Annotated in this window: 14 protein-coding genes; 8 read left to right on the plus strand and 6 right to left on the minus strand. The window is 50.1% G+C overall.

What is annotated here, in order from left to right; translation table 11 throughout:
- Positions 1-624: hypothetical protein (locus ACJROR_RS07405; RefSeq protein WP_406546563.1), on the plus strand; the 624-nt coding region annotated here is incomplete at its 5' end.
- Positions 625-1,057: 433 nt separating this feature from the next.
- Positions 1,058-2,011 carry a magnesium/cobalt transporter CorA gene (gene corA, locus ACJROR_RS07410; protein ID WP_406038015.1) on the plus strand — a complete coding sequence of 318 codons (954 nt, stop codon included), beginning with the start codon at positions 1,058-1,060 and terminating at the stop codon, positions 2,009-2,011.
- A gap of 64 nt (positions 2,012-2,075) precedes the next feature.
- Here corA and ACJROR_RS07415 read toward each other — a convergent pair whose 3' ends face one another.
- Complete coding sequence (locus ACJROR_RS07415) at positions 2,076-2,576, minus strand: NUDIX hydrolase (protein WP_406546564.1); 501 nt, start codon at positions 2,574-2,576, stop codon at positions 2,076-2,078.
- Positions 2,577-2,903: 327 nt separating this feature from the next.
- On the opposite strand from ACJROR_RS07415, the gene ACJROR_RS07420 reads away from it, so the two are divergent.
- The 3 genes from ACJROR_RS07420 to asnS all read left to right on the plus strand — a co-directional run bounded on the left by ACJROR_RS07420 (position 2,904) and on the right by asnS (position 5,627).
- A complete protein-coding gene (locus ACJROR_RS07420) occupies positions 2,904-3,356 on the plus strand; it encodes a hypothetical protein (RefSeq protein WP_406038011.1) in 453 nt (150 codons plus the stop codon).
- Positions 3,357-3,448: 92 nt separating this feature from the next.
- The gene (locus ACJROR_RS07425) at positions 3,449-4,048 is read left to right on the plus strand and encodes a hypothetical protein (protein ID WP_406546565.1); all 600 of its coding nucleotides are present in this window, start codon (positions 3,449-3,451) and stop codon (positions 4,046-4,048) included.
- Positions 4,049-4,226: 178 nt separating this feature from the next.
- Positions 4,227-5,627, plus strand: a complete 1,401-nt coding sequence (asnS, locus tag ACJROR_RS07430) for an asparagine--tRNA ligase (RefSeq protein ID WP_406038007.1) — start codon at positions 4,227-4,229, stop codon at positions 5,625-5,627.
- 122 nt (positions 5,628-5,749) lie between these two features.
- Here asnS and ACJROR_RS07435 read toward each other — a convergent pair whose 3' ends face one another.
- Positions 5,750-6,919, minus strand: coding sequence for an ATP-binding protein (locus tag ACJROR_RS07435; protein ID WP_406546566.1), 1,170 nt, complete (start codon positions 6,917-6,919; stop codon positions 5,750-5,752).
- Positions 6,920-7,482: 563 nt separating this feature from the next.
- Here ACJROR_RS07435 and ACJROR_RS07440 point away from each other — a divergent pair.
- From ACJROR_RS07440 to ACJROR_RS07450, 3 genes are all read left to right on the plus strand, one after another.
- A complete protein-coding gene (locus tag ACJROR_RS07440) occupies positions 7,483-8,601 on the plus strand; it encodes a hypothetical protein (RefSeq protein WP_406546567.1) in 1,119 nt (372 codons plus the stop codon).
- Positions 8,602-9,111, plus strand: coding sequence for a hypothetical protein (locus tag ACJROR_RS07445; protein WP_406546568.1), 510 nt, complete (start codon positions 8,602-8,604; stop codon positions 9,109-9,111). It begins immediately after the preceding gene.
- 396 nt (positions 9,112-9,507) lie between these two features.
- Positions 9,508-10,872, plus strand: a complete 1,365-nt coding sequence (locus ACJROR_RS07450) for an ATP-binding protein (protein ID WP_406546569.1) — start codon at positions 9,508-9,510, stop codon at positions 10,870-10,872.
- Between the two features lie 171 nt (positions 10,873-11,043).
- On the opposite strand, the gene ACJROR_RS07455 is transcribed toward ACJROR_RS07450, so the two are convergent.
- From ACJROR_RS07455 to ACJROR_RS07470, 4 genes are all read right to left on the minus strand, one after another.
- The gene (locus ACJROR_RS07455; RefSeq protein WP_406546570.1) at positions 11,044-12,114 is read right to left on the minus strand and encodes a YARHG domain-containing protein; all 1,071 of its coding nucleotides are present in this window, start codon (positions 12,112-12,114) and stop codon (positions 11,044-11,046) included.
- Positions 12,115-12,211: 97 nt separating this feature from the next.
- Entirely contained in the window at positions 12,212-13,309 is a 1,098-nt protein-coding gene (locus ACJROR_RS07460; protein ID WP_406546571.1) for a YARHG domain-containing protein, read from the minus strand.
- A gap of 97 nt (positions 13,310-13,406) precedes the next feature.
- Entirely contained in the window at positions 13,407-13,667 is a 261-nt protein-coding gene (locus ACJROR_RS07465; protein ID WP_406546572.1) for a 4Fe-4S dicluster domain-containing protein, read from the minus strand.
- Between the two features lie 19 nt (positions 13,668-13,686).
- The coding region (locus ACJROR_RS07470) for a U32 family peptidase C-terminal domain-containing protein (protein ID WP_406546573.1) at positions 13,687-14,690 on the minus strand (1,004 nt) is incomplete at its 5' end.

The raw sequence follows: 14,690 nt of genomic DNA on the forward strand, positions 1-14,690 counted from the left end.
GTTACCGATCATAAATTCAGCAAATACCGCGCCCCGCAGTTTTATCTGCCGCCCTCAAGGTGCTGCCTGATATATACCGGAGACGAAGAAGCGAAACCGGACGGCACGATGAACTTTACCCGGATGTACCACCCGAAGATTACCCGCATACCCGAATATGTGCATTTCGATATACGTGTGCTCTCCGCGAAAGAAAACAATACCATCGCAGGTCAGTATATCTGGTTTTCCAAGCTTGCCGCAGTTCTCAGAACTAAATGCAAGAATGGTGTAGAATTCATAGAGACCTTCAAGAGGGCGTGCCTCAAGGAGGGCTATGATGTCATGGCGCAGTTTATTGAAAAATACGAAAGAAAAATGGAGGATGCTATGGAACTGTCAATTACTTCCAATGAAATTTTTGATAACTTTCTTCAGGGCAAATGCGATGATGCTGCTGAACAGGGCAGAAAAGAGGGTGAGAAAATAGGCGAGGCAAGAGGCGTGAAAATAGGTGAGGAAAGGGGAAAGATAAGCGCTGTTCTGGACTTGTACATAGCAGGCTTTATCGCAAGAGATGTGGCATCAGCGCAACTCGGCGTAACGGATCAGGAATTTGAAACATTGCTGCAAAGCCGTAGCTGACAGTATTTTTGCTGACTTTTTTCATTGATGATGACAGTGCTGTATCCGGGGTGATCTCCGATGCATGCGCTGTCTTTTTTGTTTTGACAGTTTCAGGTTTTACGGTTGCTTGCAGATGGCGTTGCCGGACGGTAATCGAAAGCATGGCGAGATCATTGAGAAATACAGGGGACAGATGACTGGGACGAGTCGAAGGGAGGCCGCTCAGCACGCCGTGTTTCAAAAACGGACAAGTCAGAGTCAGACAAGTCAGAGTCTTTGTCTGTCTGTGAGTCGTAATCAAGATTTTGATAAACGGCATAATATTACATTCGGGCCTGCCAATCCGGTCTTTTCTGGTGATAAAATGCCCCGTACTGCCGTGTGAATATTGCGGATTCGCTTTTCCGAGTTCTGAAAAGCGGTCAGCAGCCCTCCGGATGTGGTGAGCATTATGATCAGAACCTACGAAATTCACAATGAAACACTTACCTATGAAAATTTCGATGTGAACGGCGTTTTGCCGGAAAACACCATCTGGATCGATATCAAATGTCCCACGGAGGAGGAAAGAGAATGGATGCAGCATCTCTTCAAGGAGGAGGTGCCGGAGGAGGATGACATCGAGGAAATCGAATCCACCTCCCGTTTTTATGTGGACAGCGACGGTGTGCACATTACCTCTCTGTTCCCGCAGCGCAAGGGCCGGGAAACCGAATCAGTGAACGTGCTCTTCACCATTCACGGCAAAATGCTGATAAGCTTCCGCGAAGAGGATGTCAGCATTATCCGGCTCCTGCGTCATTACATCAAGCATGACCGGGTGATGATTCAGAACAGTCTGGATATTCTGCTGGAGCTTCATGACATCAAGGTGGAATCCCTTTCCGACTATATCGAGGACTCCTACACCACCCTGGAGGAAACCGCCGATCAGATCATGGCCGACGATGATGAAAAGATTCCGGAGCTGATTGAAGAGCTTATCATTCAGGAAGGCACCATCTCCAAAATCAGAGTCTCCCTCTTTGATACCAGAAAGGCTCTAAGGTTTCTGAGAAAGAACCTTTCCGCCAGATTCACCCCGGAGGAGTTCGAGATGATTGACGGCATTCTGGCGGACATTGAATCTCTGCTGCCCCATACGCAGTTCCTTTTTGAAAAGATCAACTTCCAGCTCCAGACCTCCATGTCCTACATCAACCACAAGCAGAACAGCATTATCAAGATTTTCTCCGTGGCGGCCGTGGTGTTCATGCCGCCCACCCTTATCGCCAGTATCTACGGCATGAACTTCGGCCATATGCCGGAGCTGGCCTGGGAGTACGGCTATCCGGTGTCCATCGGCCTTATGATTCTCTCGGCCGTGCTTACCTACTTTATCTTTAAGAAGAAGGGCTGGCTGTAAGGATTTCGCCCCTGAGAGGATCGGGCCGCGGCCGGATATGAGCCGGATAGCAGCCGGACGGACATCATTCCCGGGCCCGAAGTCTCCGGAGAATTTCCCGGAAGGCGATGACGGAATCAGGGGTGGCTTCCTTCGCTCTTGCCAGCATTTCATCCTCCGTAAGCATGATCACGTCTGCCACCTCTTCAGGCTGCATGGTAACAGCGCCGTCGTGTCTGCCATAAAAGAGCCCGCCGTAAACAAAGCTGTCCTGAACGTCTATCCGGAGCCAGCCCAGCCAGACAAGGTCAGTTCTGACGCCCAGTTCCTCCCGGAGCTCTCTTCCGGCGCTGCCCGCCATGTCATCCCCGTCCTCGATGGTTACCACGCCCCCGATGCAGGCATCCAGCATGCCGGGGCAGTAATCCTTGGTGAGAGTCCGCTTTTCTACATAGAAGCGGCCGGACATATCCTCAAGAACAATGTACGAGGCCCGGTGCGGCAGCCTTCTGGCTCGCATTTCCGGCCGGGGCGCTGTTCCGGTTACTTCATTGTTTTCGTTTACGATAAGCACTGTTTCAGTCATGGTTTGTCCTGTTCTATCCTGTTTTGCATGTTTACTGTCAGTATTCCAGGCGCATTATATCCGAGAAGAGTAATCCCTTCCGGCGGGTTATCACAGGAAGGATGAGCGGGGAACGGGAACAGGGGTGAAGAAACTGCTTGCCCCCACCGCCATTTGCACATAAAGGAAAGCAGAAATGGCGGAAGCAAACAGAAAGGCAGAAACAGGGATGGCCGGGAGCTTTGCCGTGACGCTTCCGGCTTAAAAAACAGCGATGTTACAGGGGATCGGGTATAATAGGCCCCTGTAATTGATGCTGTGACTCTGATTTTACGGGTTTTTTACGATATGAAGAACTTAACACTGACTGCTCTTGCTTGTTCTCTGGGGCTTTTTATGGCAGGGTGCTCCAGCCTTTCCGATTATGAAACGCTGCCGTCCCTGACCATTACTGACTGCTCCTTTGATACTTCCGACAGAACGCATCCGGTTATTGCCGTTCCCTACTGCATCAATAACCCTCTGGATATCAGCGCGGATATTGCCAGGGTGCATTTCAGCTATAAGGCCAACGGTCTCACGGTTTATGAAGAGAACCATGCTCTTGAAAACAGCGTGGATAAGTTCGGGAGCTTCTGCGAAACCCGGCGGGTTACCTTGGATGCGGAGAATGATCCCAAGGCAGCCTCCACGGTGCTTAATACCATGCTGAGCCGTACCTGCGAGATAAAGGCCGTGATGTATTTTGACGACAAGGACGCAAAGCCGGTCAGCGCTGATTTCAAAAAGGTTATCAAGTAAGAAGCGGATCTTTAGCTGAAGAGGCTAAGCATATTTAGCGGCGGGACTGCCCCAAACAGGGCTTTCCCCCGGCAGGGACAGGATTTTTTGCCATGACGGAAGCTCCGGGACAAAATTTTACGAGAACTGAAAGGTGGAATGCCGAAGCCCCCATTAATCTGGATCTTTCGGGGTACACCCGTCCTGCAGCCCGGAAGGGGGATCTCCGCTTTGCCTGGATCTGTCTAGGACTCGCCTCCATCTGCATTTTCTTTCTGGTGTTTCGCAGTCTGTCGGAATTTTTTCAGAAATACTATATTCTGATGGAGGTCTTTACGGGCGGGCTCCTTTTTGTGGCCGGAAAATCCTGGTTTGCCTATGCCCGGAATACCAGCCGCTTTCTGAGATGGGATCTCACGGCCGGAAGAATCCTCAGCATTTCCGAGGACGCCCGGGGGCATTCCTTTCTGGAGATGGAGTTTTATCCTGCCGGAGTGTCATCTGACCGGGTGGTATTTACCGAAGAGTATAATTGTCCCCTTATTGATGCTGTCAAAAATACCGGTCTTAATGCCCTCCCGGTGCTGTTTCAGCCATCCCGGGCGGCTCACGGGGCCTATTATGTGGATCTCCGCTTCCGGAACCGAGAGCTGGACAGGGACAATCTCCGCCTTCAGGACACGGTAACTCCGAATAAACAGCAGGGCCAGTGACGGCGGGTTTTGGCAGCAGGGCCGGGGTTTTTACAGGCTTGATGAAAGCGGCCTCCGGTAATAAAATGAGGCCTGTTTTAGATTATTCAGATTCGTAAGCTCCGGAGTCCCGGCGGGATTCCGCGGCTTTTCTGTTTTAAGGAACAGAGAGATTTTTTCTAGCAAGGGTTAAGTGTTCATGAAAATCGTATCAGTTGATGAAGTCCTTAAAGGGCAGGTGAATGTAGGTGACCGGGTGCAGGTGCGGGGCTGGGTGAGAACCCGCCGCGATTCCAAGGCCGGCTTTTCCTTTATCGCAGTATATGACGGCTCCTGTTTTAATTCACTGCAGGTGGTGGCCGGCAAGGAGCTTCCTAATTACGCTGACGGGGTAATGAAGCTTACCACCGGAAGTTCGGTTATTGCCGAGGGCGTCATTGCCGAATCTCAGGGCAAGGGCCAGCAGTATGAAATGCAGGCCGAATCCGTTTCCGTATGCGGCCTTGTGGAGGATCCTGATACCTATCCCATGAGCGCCAAGCGGCACACTCCGGAATACCTTCGGGAATACGCTCACCTCCGCGCCCGCACCAATATTATGGGTGCGGTGCTCCGGGTGAGAAACTGCCTGGCTCAGGCCATTCACAGATTCTTTAATGAAAACGGCTTTATCTGGATCTCCACGCCGCTTATTACTACCTCTGACTGCGAGGGCGCCGGCGAGATGTTCCGGGTTACCGCTCTGGATTCTGCCAATCCCCCCAAGACTCAGGACGGCAAGGTGGATTTCAGCAAGGACTTTTTCGGGAAGGAAGCCTTCCTGACCGTTTCCGGCCAGCTTAATGCCGAGACCATTGCCAGTGCTATGTCCAAGGTTTATACCTTCGGACCTACCTTCCGCGCGGAAAACTCCAACACCACCAGACACCTAGCTGAGTTCTGGATGGTGGAGCCGGAGGTGGCCTTCTACGACCTGAACGACAACGCCCGTCTGGCAGAAAACATGCTGAAGTACGTGTTCCGGGCCGTTCTTGAGGAACGCCGCGATGATATGGAGTTCTTCCGGGAGAGAGTGGATCCGGAAGCCATTAACCGTCTGGAGCACTTCATTAACTCCGATTTTGCGCAGGTGGACTATACCGATGCCATTGAAATTCTGAAGAACTGCGGCAAGAAGTTCGAGTATCCGGTGGAATGGGGCATCGACCTCCAGAGCGAGCATGAACGCTATCTGGCCGAGGAGCATTTCAAGGCTCCGGTGGTGGTGAAGAACTATCCCAAGGATATCAAGGCCTTCTATATGCGGCTTAACGATGACGGCAAGACTGTGGCCGCCATGGACGTGCTGGCTCCGGGCATCGGCGAAATCATCGGCGGTTCCCAGAGAGAGGAGCGTCTCGACATGCTGGACAAGAGAATGGCCGAGATGAATCTTGATCCTAAGAATTACTGGTGGTACCGGGATCTCCGCCGCTACGGCTCAGTGGTGCATTCCGGCTTCGGTCTGGGCTTTGAGAGACTGATTGTGTATGTTACCGGCCTGGGCAACGTTCGGGATGTGATTCCGTTCCCCCGCACTGTTAACAACGCTCTGTTCTAAGAGCTTTCCGGAGCGGCGAGCCTGACCTTGGTCAGGAACCGGCTCCGAAGATGATGACTGTCAGCATAATGTACCGGCATGGCCTTAAGGTTCTGCTGGTATTTTTTTTGCCACCTTATCTCTCAGGAGATAAAGCTCTCCCAGTCTTTCCAGGATACATAGGAGGTACCATTGATGGTCATGGAGATATCGCCGAGATAAAAAACAGCGCTTCTTACCTCGCAGTCCTCCCGCAATCCGGCATATCTTCTGGCGTTTCCTGCCAGTTTTTCGTCCGGGGCATGGCGGCTCGCTATTTCCATGGCAAAGGGATGATTCCAGTCCGCAATGGCAGGAACTTCAAAGCCGTATTTATCGCGGAAGAAAGAGAGCTGCGGGGCTTTGCCGGAATTAACCCGGCGCTTCAAAAGCTCCGCTATGACAAAGGTTTCGATAACGATCCCCTTGTGCCGGCTCAGGAGGAGCTCCTCCTTTGAAGCTATCCGGAGGAGATGGCACAGGAGACCGGAATCAGTAAAGTACAGCTTTGGGGTTTTCACAGGTTTCCTGCTGAGACTTCCGGTATCAGGCTCCAGAAAGTGAATGATGAAAGAGCCTTCCAGAATCGAAAGCCATTTTTTGATAGTAGGCGCGGAAACCCCCGCTTCCCGGGAGATGCTGTCCATGGAAAGAAGCTGACCGCTGTGCGCCGCGCAAATCCGGATGAATTTTCTGAAGGAGGGCAGATTGGACGTATTGATTTGTTCTCGGACTTCCAAATCAAGGTAGGTGTCAAGATAGCTTTCATACCAGTCCTGCGGGATAACACGCTTTTCCGGATCCCGGAGAGGCGGGTACTGCCCCCCGAAAATGACATCGTAGGGATTGTCAGGAAGCTTGCCGGCGTCTTTCAGTTCCTTTACTGAGAAAGGTAAAAGCTTCAGGAAAGCCGCTCTCCCGCACATGCTGTCACTCATGTTTTGTCTGAGTCTGAACTGACTGGAGCCGGTCAGGATGAATTTTCCGGGAGTAAATTCAGAACTGTCCACATGCATCTTCAGGGCATCAAAGATATTTGGAACCTTCTGAGCTTCGTCAATAACAGCTCCATCAGGGAATGCGGCAATAAAATCCGCCGGATTTGCCATGGCGAGCTCTTTCATGGCGCGGTCATCAAATGAGACGCTGCGTTTATCGGGAAATACCGTCTTTGCCAGGGCGGACTTGCCGCATTGTCTGGGGCCGGTTATAGCAACAATCGGAAACTGCGCGGTCAGGCGCCGGAGTGTTTCCTCAGCGCTGCGATGAATCATGGGAGCTCCTTTTGGAAAATACAAAGTTTGGTATCCGGAAAATCCAAAGTTTGTCCCCGGATAATCTAAAGTTTTACATGTGGCTAATCTAAAGTCAAACAAATTGATCTAGTAAGTTCCGGTCTGTCTGTAAAACTCCTTGCCGTTGTTCCTGACAGAGCAAGAACCTGCAGACTGCCGCTCCCGCCCCGGAGGATCTGAAATGCCGCTGGAGTAAGACCTTGCGGTAAGGTGACAAGGCACTCCTCGCAGGACACTGCTGGAACGGAGCCGGGAACCTGTCCTGCTTCGGCGCGGTTTGCGAGTTCCTCACCAAAGACACCTCCTGCAGCTGAGATCAGGCTTCAGGGGGTAAGCGGCGTGGTTTTCATGGATGGCAGCCACGCTCTTGAATGGGTGATGAAGAACGTCTGAAACTCCGGAGTTTAACGGCTCCTTTTGTATACCTAAGGAGATCGCTGCGGCGGTCTTTTTATGAGCACCTGCCGCTGTTGATCTGTTTGGAAAAGAATAGTAAAATTGCATTACTTCCATAAAACGGAACTAATACAAAGGATAGAACAATGATTTTGATGAAGCTGAAACTTGATAACTACATGGCTTTCAATGACTTTGAAATGTCTATGACTTACGCCAAAAAAATCGTTGGAAACCAGATGACTGAATGCCTTAAGGATCATCCGAATTTCAGGTATAAAAAATTGAACATTCTGATGGGCGCCAATGCCTCCGGCAAAACCTCCATCGGCAGAATGCTGCTGAGCATTCTTAATTTCATTGCCAAGAAGGAATATGCCGGCATCACTTCGTGCATAAATGACACTGAGAAAGACGCCGTATTTGAGATCCAGTTTGTCGTAAACGATGACTTTTACAGGGTTTCCTCAATAATCAAAGGAAATAAGGAAAACAAAAGCTATTCAAGCAGTGATTTTCTGATTAAAGTTGAGCAGACAGAAATCGGCAAAAATGATACATACGAAAAGACGCTGGAAAAGCTGAATTCAAAATCAGACACCGATTACTGCAGCGACTATATCAGAGAACTGGAAAAAATTAAAAATCTGTCATGGGCTTTTGAATTTCCAAGAGACAGTGTAAGTATGGCTGCCGGCTATACGCCAAAAAACGAAGAGAGATATCTGCAGATTCTGAAATATACCCTTCAAGCCATGGATACCCTTATCACTGATGTTGAAAAGGTAAAGGAAGTGAATGATACCTATGTTATCAAGCATGGTGGAAACCAGGTGATAATCAAAAACGGTGTCATTGTTGATGACGGGCTTCTTTCTAGTGGAACCAGAGAAGGCGTCAGTCTGGCAAATATGTTTGCGGCAATGGTAAGCGGAATGTATTCCTTCTTTTATTGTGATGAAAAGTTCTCGTTTATCCATTCAGATATTGAAAAAGCATTCCTGTCACTTATGGTGGAAAAGCTTGAAGGAGATAGGCAGCTGTTTTTTACTACCCATAATATGGATATTCTTGAGATGAATTTTCCAAAGCACAGTTTTAATTTTCTGCGCAAGGAGGTATTTGACGGAGTCTGCTATATTTCCATCATCAATGCCGGAGATTACATTAAGAAAAACAGAGATTCTTTGAAGACTGCGGTTCAGAACGATCTGTTCTCGTCCGCTCCTATGTTGGAAAAAATATTTGCATTAACGGAAATTTAAATGAAAAAAGCTTCAGGAATATTTCAATACTATGTAGAAGGCGATGATGAAAAGAGGTTAATTGAAGTTCTTAAAACCGACATGCGCCTGATTATCCCCGGTAAAGTTCAGATTTTGAATGTCGTGCAGGAAAGACTGACCGACCTGAAACTGAGAACTTTACAGGATGGAACAATTTTAGTTTTTGTTTTTGATACCGATGTGGGAAATCCTGCAATTCTGAATGAAAACATCAAAAAGGCAAAAAAATCTTCAAATATAAAGGATGTTTATTGCGTACCGCAGGTAAAAAACATTGAAGATGAACTGACTAGAGCCATGGATCTGAAAAACATCGAAGATTTGCTGCCTTCAAAAAGCAAAAAAGATTTTAAGAGAGACATGCTCAGAGAACGAAACCTTAAGAGTAAATTTGAGTCGCATCATTTTGATATTCAAAAACTCTGGGCTATGAATCCTGTAACGCCGTTTGATAAAATTATTAACCATTCAAATAAAATCAAAATTTAAATTAAACTTAAACTACAATAGGAGCTTAACGGCTCCTTTTTTATTCCTGCAAGGAGGTGAGCAGATAGCAATGCAAGAAACTTAAAAAAATACATCCAGTTCGGGATAGGATGCGACAATGTGCATTAGCTCTGATTTTGGCATCATGGATTCCGTTTTTCAGTTTATTCCGCATTTTGAAACATTACACCCCACAGAACTTTGCAGAAGATCCGCAAAATCCCATTTCCAGTCATCCGCAGCGTCTCTCTGGTTCCTGTTCACCTTAAACTGTGTAAAAAGTGTGATAAAACGTCCCAAAAAGCTCATAAAAATGTGATTGTTCTGCACCAGAATACTAATAATTGTGTGATGCTATAACACAGAATATCGCATAAAAGCGTGAGAAGTCATGTCATGGAAAGATTCATTCTTAAAAAGCTTATAAAATGGAAGGACTCTCCCTGTCGCAAGCCCCTTATTCTGCAAGGGGTGCGTCAGGTCGGCAAAACCTGGATCCTGAAGGAATTCGGGAGACGTTGCTATGAGAACGTGGCATATTTTAACTTTGAAGAACATGAAGAATTCCGGCAGTTCTTTGAGACCACAAAAAATGTCAGCCGCATTTTGCAGAATCTGATGATGACCAGCGGTCAGAAGATTGTGCCGGAAAAGACCCTGATCATTTTTGATGAAGCGCAGGACTGTCCGAATGTCATTAATTCCCTGAAGGACTTCTGTGAGAACGCCCCCGAGTATCATATCGCCAGCGCTGGTTCTCTTTTGGGAACAGCCTTGGCCAAACCATCGTCTTTTCCTGTGGGAAAAGTCAGTTTCATGCAGCTTGATCCCATGACCTTCTCGGAATTTCTGATTGCCAACGGGGATGCAAATCTGGCAGACTTTCTGAAAAGCACGAGCAGCATTGAACCAATACCCGCCGCATTTTTTAATCCCCTGTGCGAGAAGCTCAAAATGTATTACGTGACGGGCGGAATGCCTGAAGCCGTGCGGCGCTGGACAGAATTACGCGATGTTGCCGGTATAGAGGAAGCGCTGTCCGATATTATCGGCGCCTATGAACGCGATTTTGCCAGGTATGCGGGCGGCCGTGAATATCAGAAGCTTTCCCTGATCTGGAAATCGGTGCCGTCCCAGCTGGCCCGGGAAAACAAAAAGTTCCTTTACCGGGTTGTTAAAAACGGAGCCAGAGCCCGGGAATACGAGGATGCCCTGGAGTGGCTTAAAGATGCCCGTCTGGTGCATAAGATTTATCGCAGCGCGGCTCCCCGGCTTCCTGAAGCTTCATATGATGATTTGTCAGCCTTTAAGATCTATCTCACGGACGTGGGGCTCCTCCGCCGTCTCTCGAATTTGGCGCCCACGGCCTTCGGGGAGGGGAACCGCCTTTTTACCGAATTTAAAGGCGCCCTGACAGAGAATTTTGTGCTGGAGAGTTTAATTACCCAGTTTGAAGTTGTGCCCCGCTACTGGTCGCAGACGAATCCCCCATATGAGGTTGATTTTCTGATCCAGCGGGAGAATGATATTTTTCCGGTAGAGGTTAAGTCTGAGGCTCATACTGCCGGGAAGAGTCTCAGAAAATTCCGGGAGCTCTTTCCGGATCTGGTCAAATTGAGAGTGCGCTTCTCTCTCGACAATCTGAAGCTGGATGACGACGTGCTCAATATCCCGCTGTTCATGGCTGATGAGACGGATCGGCTGATAGGTCTGACACTGGACAGAAAATGCTGCGGATGCAACGTGCCTTATCCTTCATAACTGTCAATCTTAGTCAGAAACATGGAAAAACTCCTGTATTCTCCCTGATTGTTCATACCCAGTTATGAGAACCTGAACGGCATGAAAAAAGCTCCTCCGGAAAATCCGGGGAGCCTTGTGAGATAAAACCGCGGAAACGGCCCCGCAGGTCAGGCCTGTTCCGGTTCTATGCTACTTCCCCGCGTCTTCGGCTTCCTGCTCCTTTCTCCGCTCCTCTGCCAGCCTGATGAGATCCACGTTGATCTTTTCCACCGGAGTCAGCTGGATCTTGTCGGAGGCGGGGTTATACCAGGGCTTGCTTTCAAAGTAGTCTCTGAGATCCTGACTTTTGAACGGGGCATAGCCGTGGCGGGCCATGATCTCGTTTCGCATCAGCCGGAGAGTCCGGTAATCAAAGTGTCCCAGAAGTCCCATATTCAGGATCACTTCTTCAGTGAAAGCAAACCGAGGCATTTCCAGCACCGGATAGAGCTTTTTGTAAATGCCTTCCTTGGGAGTTCCTTCGGGGTTCTCCTTGTCATCAATGCCCGGAATATAGTGTATTTCCAGACCATCGGCCGTAGGGCGGGCCTCCACATAAATGCCGTTCAGCTTAAAAACCGGAGCGGTAAACTCAAACTCTTCCTCGAAGGTCAGCGGAATGATTTCCTCAGGGGTAATCAGAATGCAAGCCTCCTTTCTGTTTCCGGTGAGGGAGGAGGAGTCGGGCAGCTCCCGGTAGTCGTTATCAGGATCTCCCAGGGTAAACACGTAGCGATTCCCCTCGTCATCAAGGTAGCGGCCTCTCAGGCTGAGATAAACGTTGTTAACGTCTATCAGCCGACTGGTATTGGCAGTGTCAGGGAGGGGATTAAGGATGTTAATGGTTTTGCCCTTGAGATCCCTGATATACAGCATGCTGTATTTCATGCCGTTGTCATCGGTGATCACGAGAGAGGCTTTCTTTTCCGGCGACCATTCCGTCTTGGCCACGGTGCCGCCGGTGACCTTGCCGTTCCTGACATTGAGGCCGGTGAGGGTGGCTTCATAGCCGCCTTCATGCATGGTGCCTCCGGCAAACTTCAGGGTTTGGGATTTCGGGGTATGGTTTTCCGGATAGTAGAAAACAAAGCCGTCGTGCCATTTGCTGTTCCTGAGATCATCGTAGAAGCCTGCTTCCACGGCAAAAGCTGCGGATAAGGGCAGGGCGGAAAGAGAGAGCAGCATGCCGGCTGCCAGGGACATAAGCCTGAGATGTTTCATAAGACATACCTCCGTGTGAGTGTCTTTTTGTTTTCCTGCGTAAAGCCTGCAAGGAAATAAACCTGAATACTGTCGGGTTGCTGGGTCTGGCAACACCTTATTTTTTCTTCTTGGCCCGAGCCTCGGCGTTTTTAAGCATCACCATATTGATCTCCTCGATGGGATTCAGGATGATCTCCGCCGCTTCATCCGGACTGTACCAGGGCTTATCTTCAAAGTAGGCCCGAAGGCCGGGATCCTTGAACACATAGCCGTACCGGGCCATGATTTCATTACGCATGAGCCGCAGAAAATCGGCGCTGTACTGCCTGAAAAAGCCTTCGTCCATGATTCTTTCGCTGAGATAGGAAAACCGCGGCCGGGAGTGATCAAAAACCAGCCTTTTATAAACCCGATCCTGAGGAGCGTCTGCGGGAATCCGGGAACCCCTTATTTCGTCAGTGTACCTGAGTTCGGCTCCCTCTGGAGTGGGGACAAATCTGAGATAACTGTTCCCCAGCTTGAACACCGGAATCACGCTGAAGTCGGAACCTTTTTCAAAGGTGATGGCATGAGCTTCATCGCCGTCCTCCATGATAATGACCTGACCGTCCTTTCCGGTAAAAATGGCGTCAGCGCTTATTCTTTCCAGATTCTCCGCGGGATCTCCCAGGGTGAACCTTACCGGAATGCCGGAGGGATCCCGGTAGACGCCTCTTATGAACTGATACCCGTCATTGATATCCACCACATCTCCCGGTGGCACGGACGAGTCCGGGTTCCGGTCAAAGGGATTCAGGACTTGCACCGTATTTCCTTTTTTGTCCTTGACGATAAGAAGGCTGTAATCCAAATCGCCGAAGCTTACGATTTTGATTTCCGCCTGATAGCCGGTCTTGGAGCCGTCAGGAGTCCAGGTGCCCCCGATAACCTTGCCGCCGGATGATTTGAGGGCGGTAACGGTGACGTCCTGACCGTAGCCGGAAGGACATCCGCCGGCAAAACGCAGGGTACCCGGTTTTTTGTGAGTCAGGGGGAGCAGGTAATCAGTGCCGTTATGCCAGGCGCCGGCGCTCAGGTCATCCTGGAACAGTATGCCCGGCGCCGGTCTGGCCAGAGCCGCCAGAGGCAAGGCTGCGGTAACGGCAAGGAGGAGCTTCGGACACAATGCCGCAAGGGAAAGGGCGGCCTTCAGGTTTTTTCTGCTTCCGGACAACTTTGCTCCGGAGCGGAGGTTATTTGCAGTCATTATGGAGCTCTCTTATCTTTATCTGATGCTGAAATTGCTGGCGCCATGGCTTTCCGGGAGAGAGTTACCCGGAGGATGCTGCTGCCTTTACTTTTTTTCCGGCGGGCTTTCCGGACTTCCCGGAGACCGGGATCTCGGACTCTCTTTTAATGCATTTTACCGGACACACGCTGATGCATTGGGGTTCGGGGTAGAAACCGGAGCACTCCTCACAGAGGGCGGGATCGATAACGAAGGTTTTGCCGTTAAAGGAAATGGCTCCCCGGGGACAGTCCGGCTCGCACATTTCGCAGTTGACGCATTTTGAGCTGATTACGCATGCCATTTCGGGGTTTTATCCTGTTTTACGCTGAAGCCTGTTCTTTTGGCAGTCTTACTATCAGGGCGAACCGGGCATTCTCGGGACGGGCCGGAGTCTTCATGGTTACGGTATGGCCGTCCCCCAGTGCGGAGGATACCGGGACTCCCTTTTCAAAAATTGCTTCCGCCGTCATGAAGAAGCTTTTTCCGGGAGTCAGGATCTCAATGCGGTCTCCAGCGTCAAAACGGTTTCTGACTGCTATTTTGGCCGTGCCGTCCTCCTCTATATCCAGTACCTCACCCACCACCTGGCTTCCGTCGGTGACGCTGTTTCCCCACTCGTAATTCTGGTAGTCCTGAATGGGATGCCGCACGAGAAAGCCGTCTGTCCAGCCTCGGTTAGCCAGAGTATTAACCTCTGCCAGGATCTCCGGAGTTACCTCTTCCCCCTGAACGGCAAGATCAATGACCTTACGGTAGATATTCGCGGTGCGGGCGCAATAGTAGAAGGACTTGGTGCGGCCTTCGATTTTCAGGGAGTCAATGCCGATTTCCGTAAGCCTTTTGACATGTCTGACGGCGCAGAGATCCCGGGAGTTCATGATATAGGTGCCATGGACATCCTCCTCGGCGGGCATGGGTTCTTCGGGGCGGCCCGGTTCGGTAATGAAGTAGCTCCGGTCGGTAACGGGGCCGATACCGATATCGGGATCCTGATTTCCGTTTGCGATAACAAGATCTCCCGCGCTGTCCTCCCGGGCCGGATGCAGGGTGTATTTCCAGCGGCAGGCATTGGTGCAGGCTCCCTGGTTGGAGTCCCGGTGGTTGAGATACCCGGAGAGCAGGCATCTTCCGGAATAGGCCATGCAGAGGGCTCCGTGAATAAAGACCTCGAGCTCAATGTCGGGACACTGCTGCCGGATTTCTGCGATTTCTTCAAGAGAAAGCTCCCGGGAGAGGATGATTCTTTTGATGCCCTGGCGTTCCCAGAATTTCACGCTGGCATAGTTAATGGTATTGGTCTGGACGGACAGATGGATGGGCACAT

This window comes from Succinimonas sp. (genome assembly GCF_045225735.1).
Lineage (GTDB): Bacteria > Pseudomonadota > Gammaproteobacteria > Enterobacterales > Succinivibrionaceae > Succinimonas.

Coding starts and splice junctions, on each gene's coding strand:
- corA (WP_406038015.1), top strand. CDS start 1,058: ATGATCAGAACCTACGAAATTCACAATGAAACACTTACCTATGAAAAT.
- ACJROR_RS07415 (WP_406546564.1), bottom strand. CDS start 2,576: ATGACTGAAACAGTGCTTATCGTAAACGAAAACAATGAAGTAACCGGA.
- ACJROR_RS07420 (WP_406038011.1), top strand. CDS start 2,904: ATGAAGAACTTAACACTGACTGCTCTTGCTTGTTCTCTGGGGCTTTTT.
- ACJROR_RS07425 (WP_406546565.1), top strand. CDS start 3,449: ATGACGGAAGCTCCGGGACAAAATTTTACGAGAACTGAAAGGTGGAAT.
- asnS (WP_406038007.1), top strand. CDS start 4,227: ATGAAAATCGTATCAGTTGATGAAGTCCTTAAAGGGCAGGTGAATGTA.
- ACJROR_RS07435 (WP_406546566.1), bottom strand. CDS start 6,919: ATGATTCATCGCAGCGCTGAGGAAACACTCCGGCGCCTGACCGCGCAG.
- ACJROR_RS07440 (WP_406546567.1), top strand. CDS start 7,483: ATGATTTTGATGAAGCTGAAACTTGATAACTACATGGCTTTCAATGAC.
- ACJROR_RS07445 (WP_406546568.1), top strand. CDS start 8,602: ATGAAAAAAGCTTCAGGAATATTTCAATACTATGTAGAAGGCGATGAT.
- ACJROR_RS07450 (WP_406546569.1), top strand. CDS start 9,508: ATGGAAAGATTCATTCTTAAAAAGCTTATAAAATGGAAGGACTCTCCC.
- ACJROR_RS07455 (WP_406546570.1), bottom strand. CDS start 12,114: ATGAAACATCTCAGGCTTATGTCCCTGGCAGCCGGCATGCTGCTCTCT.
- ACJROR_RS07465 (WP_406546572.1), bottom strand. CDS start 13,667: ATGGCATGCGTAATCAGCTCAAAATGCGTCAACTGCGAAATGTGCGAG.